Source organism: Streptomyces sp. NPDC001880, from assembly GCF_053594575.1.
The window spans coordinates 1-3,775 of the sequence record NZ_JBSFET010000211.1; the positions used below are offsets into that span (position 1 = coordinate 1).

Here is a 3,775-nt window from a genome sequence, read left to right on the forward strand (position 1 = left end):
CAGCGAGTAGTCGTCCACGGATAGCTCCTCGGTCGGCGCGAGTTCATCGCGGCGGCGGGTGGCTGGTAGATCAGTCATATCACCACATATGTGCGGGGAGGGCGGCGAGCACGCGGTCGCGTTCGGCTGCGGGCATCGGGGCGCGGGTGTCGTCGGTGACCCAGGCACGTCCGAGCCGGTTGACGAACACCCGGCGTCCACCGCCGTCCTCGTGCTGCGCGGTGCGGTTGTGGAGGTGCTCGCGCACGGACAGCAGGACCCGGCCGGCCACCTGCGGGGCCACCTGTTCGGCGGCCGCGACCACCGCCTCGCGTTCCTCCTGGGTGGCGCCGGCACGAAGCAGCCGGTCCAGCGCGCGGAACAGCCTGCCCGGCGCGGCCGTGAGCAGCCGTACGGCTCCGGTGACGTCGCCCGCGCCGAGCAGTTCCTCGACCCGGCTGTCGAGGGACCGGGCCTCCCGTTCGCCCCGGGCGACGGCGAACACCTCGGCGGCGTGCGGCCAGCGCGCCCGGTACTCGTGCGCGTGCAGGCGCTCGCCGAGCCGCTTGAACGCCTCGCTGTGCGCCGCTACGTCGGCCAGCTTGGCCGGGGACGCCGCGACGACGGCGTCGAGACCCGCCAACAGGGCGCGGCGGACCCGGCGCGAGGGAGACGGGAACCGGGTCGGCTCGGTGAGCGTCACATCGCCGTCCGACAGCGCGCACGCGAGACGCAGCACGTCGGTCACGGTGTCGACGAGGAGGTCCGCCCCGGTCTCGAGCCGGGCGCGGTTGACGACGGCGCGGTTCTCCCGCACCGGAATCGCCTCGGGCTGCGGGCCGTCCACGCAGTGGCCAGCAAGCGCCGCCAGGTCGAGCAGGGCCTCGTCGCCCAGCGGCGTCGTGCTCCCGGCCAGGGCCAGGTACAGCGCGCTGACCTCGTCGTCCGGCGCACCGCCCAGGTGCAGAACCGTCACGCGGTCGCCCGCCGCGGCGATCAGCTCGTCGTGCACGGCGAGCATCGCCGCGTACGTGTGCTGGTACGTCCCGTACGAGGGCAGGGTCAGCAGGTCCAGCGCGCCGCTGCGGAGCTGGTCGAGCGTGCCCTCGCGGGAGATGTCGTCGGCGAGCGCCCGCGCGATGCACTGGTGCCAGAACTCGTATGTGTCCGGCACATTGGCTGGGAAGTCGATGAAGTAGGCGTTGTGCTGAACGTGGTCCCCGACCATCGCCCGGACGGTCTCCAGCGTCCGTACGGCAGTATCGACGACCGTCTCCTCGGACAGCGCCGACAGGTGCTTCAACAGGTCTGCCGAGAGCTTGAATCCCACGGACGTCAGCGCCGCGTCGAACTGCCGTGCCACGACATCCCCTTGCCCGCTTGGACCAGGGGTGGAGGGAAGGCGGTGGGCGTGCCGGATGACCAGGGGCTCGAAACGGTGGACCATCCGGGCATGTTCCCAGACCCATATGAACCGACGCACTTGGGTTTTCGAACATCCATCGCAGCCTCGCCCCGCCGCTCTGCGGAACGAGGGGCCGATGAAGGGTGCCAAGGAGGGAGTCGTCCGGGCCCGGACAGGGTCTGCTCCAGCTGACCGGCGGTGCTCGCCGTCCAGGGGTGTGAAACTGGCGACCTCGCGTAATCGACTGACGCCTATTCCCTGGTCATGAGGCGCTGGTGTCACCGTGTGTGGTCGCCGGGGGCATAGTGGCGCCAGGTTCCTCCTGCCTCGGCGGCGAGCTGGGCGGTGGTGTCGTCGTGGTAGCCGAGCATGCGGGCGATCACGGGTGCGGGGGCCTGGGGAACGAGGTGGCGGATGGCCGCCGTGCGTCCTCGCTGGGTGGGGAAGCCCACGTGGCGAAGCCTGAGTTCGAGCGTGTGCGGGGTCATGGGCTGTCCAGCCCTGCGGCCGGGAAAGAGCCACCGGGCGTTGGGATTGGTGGCGGTCCTGGTGTTCGGTCGCTGGTCGAGATAGGTCAGCAGCAGTCCGGCAAGCGGTTCAGGGACGGGCGAGGGAGGATCGCCGAGCCGGACCGGAACCTCGCCGTCCTCGTGAAGAATATCGTCGGTGGTGAGCCGAGCGATCCGGGTGAGCGGTTGCGCGTAAAGGAGGACGAGCGCGGCGACCACACGGTCCTGGAGCGGAATGTCGCCTTGGTCGACGGCCTGCCGCAACAGGGTGAGTCGCTGGTGTTGAGCGAGCGGGGCGGGGTTGCTCGTGGAGCGATGCGGGACGGTGACCTTGAGCATGTGTTTGGACCGCATCGCCCATCGCAGAAAGGCGTGGGTCAGGCGCCGGGCGGTGTAGCCACCCACGTACCAAGTATCGACATCGGCCTGCGTGCACTCGGCGAGGGTCCGCCCTCGCTCGGCGAGGTGATCGAGAAAGGCGGTCGCGAGACGAATCTCGTTGCGGGCCTGCTGAACCTGCTTACTGGTGAGCGGGCCGCGGTCGGCCAGGGAGTTCAGACGGCGCTGAACGTGCCAGGACGCGAAGAGCTCCGCCCCCAGAGCTCTGGTCATGCAGCTCTGGCAGATGTAGCCCTCGGGCCAGTGGTTCGCCCCCAGCCGCAGTGCACGGTCGCAGCGGGTGCAGAACAGGTCCTCGGCGCGGACGCGGGTGCGGCTCATCCTTCCGGCCGGATGCGGGGGCGCTTGGGACGGATCGCCGACAGGTCGACGACCACATCGCCGGTGGCGACCCTGCGGACGGTGGCGTTCTCTGCCCTGGTGGCGATCAGGTCGGCCGGGGTGCAGTCGAAGATGTCGCAGAGCGCGGCCAGGACCGGCAGTGACAGCCGCTCAGGGGTGCCGGTGACGAGCCGGTGGACCTGGGACAGGGAGAGGTTGATGCCGCGCTCGGCGAGAGGCGGGGCGAGCTCGCTGGTGGTGAACATTCCGGCCGTGGCCATCTCTCGCACAGTCGCCACTGGTAGCTGACCTGGCGTTTCATCGGGCACTCCTCGCGGGCTTGAGCGCGGCCTCGGTGGTGGCGTCCAGCGCCCGCCGCAGAGTGCGGGTGGTGGAGGCCGGGCTGGAGCTGCCGCAGCAGCGCCGCCCGGCGCTCCAGGCAGCCCAGCCGTCCGTCGACGTCGGCGACCGTGTAGCTCTCGGCGTCGTTGAGCAGGCCCACCACCTCCGCGACCAGCAGCGTGCCCGCCCGCGGCTCGACGGTCGTCACGACGGATTCCCGGCCAGCGCGGCCAGCCGCTCCATCTCGTCGACGCCGACAACACCAAGCTGATGCACGCGGCCCTCGCCTGGGCGCGGTCCGGGGAAGGGGCTGCCGACGCCTTCCTGCTTGGGGTGCTGGAAGAACTCTGTCACCGGCCGCAATCGGCGGTGATCAGCCCTTGGGCTTGAACCGGGGGCGGTCTCAGGACCGGAAGCCGATAATGCCAAAGCCCGGCCGTCCCACCGCGTGCCGCATCCAGCCGAGACACTGCATGACGGCCTCCACGACCTCAGGCTCCAGCGGCGGCGCCTGGCCCGACTCGTCGACCGCCCGCTTGGTGGCCTCGAACTGCTCCAGCGCCTGCGCAATGTGATCGGGCGTCCACTCGCCGCAGCCCGGTACGTATGTGTACGGCAGAGGATCGGGAAGGTCGCTGTAGCTGAAGTCCTCGACAGAAACGGCAGTGACGCCCAGAGCCTTCAGGCCCTCGTCGACCACCGACAGCCAGTCACCCCGGTGCGGCGTAAAACAGTTGTTGTCCAGGAACGAGCCGGTCAGCGAGCACAACCGCTTGTAGGCGTAGCCATACTGGAAGGCGTGTTCCTTGTCCTCGCTGAA

General features: G+C 70.0%; 4 protein-coding genes and 1 pseudogene. 1 reads left to right on the forward strand and 4 read right to left on the reverse strand.

Features of this window, described 5'->3' with window-relative positions; genetic code table 11:
- Window positions 1-85: 85 nt before the first annotated feature.
- The 3 genes and pseudogenes from ACWCQ6_RS36230 to ACWCQ6_RS36240 all read right to left on the reverse strand — a co-directional run.
- Window positions 86-1,426: pseudogene (locus ACWCQ6_RS36230) on the reverse strand (hypothetical protein); the annotation flags it as partial.
- Between the two features lie 236 nt (window positions 1,427-1,662).
- Window positions 1,663-2,613, reverse strand: coding sequence for a hypothetical protein (locus ACWCQ6_RS36235; protein ID WP_451096633.1), 951 nt, complete (start codon window positions 2,611-2,613; stop codon window positions 1,663-1,665).
- Entirely contained in the window at window positions 2,610-2,894 is a 285-nt protein-coding gene (locus ACWCQ6_RS36240) for a helix-turn-helix domain-containing protein (protein WP_451096635.1), read from the reverse strand. The genes ACWCQ6_RS36235 and ACWCQ6_RS36240 overlap by 4 nt, the downstream gene beginning before the upstream one ends.
- 59 nt (window positions 2,895-2,953) lie before the next feature.
- Between ACWCQ6_RS36240 and ACWCQ6_RS36245 the strand changes: the two genes are divergently transcribed.
- Complete coding sequence (locus tag ACWCQ6_RS36245) at window positions 2,954-3,226, forward strand: hypothetical protein (protein ID WP_451096637.1); 273 nt, start codon at window positions 2,954-2,956, stop codon at window positions 3,224-3,226.
- A gap of 132 nt (window positions 3,227-3,358) precedes the next feature.
- Here the strand turns inward: ACWCQ6_RS36245 and ACWCQ6_RS36250 are convergent.
- The coding region (locus ACWCQ6_RS36250) for a DUF7691 family protein (RefSeq protein WP_451096639.1) at window positions 3,359-3,775 on the reverse strand (417 nt) is incomplete at its 5' end.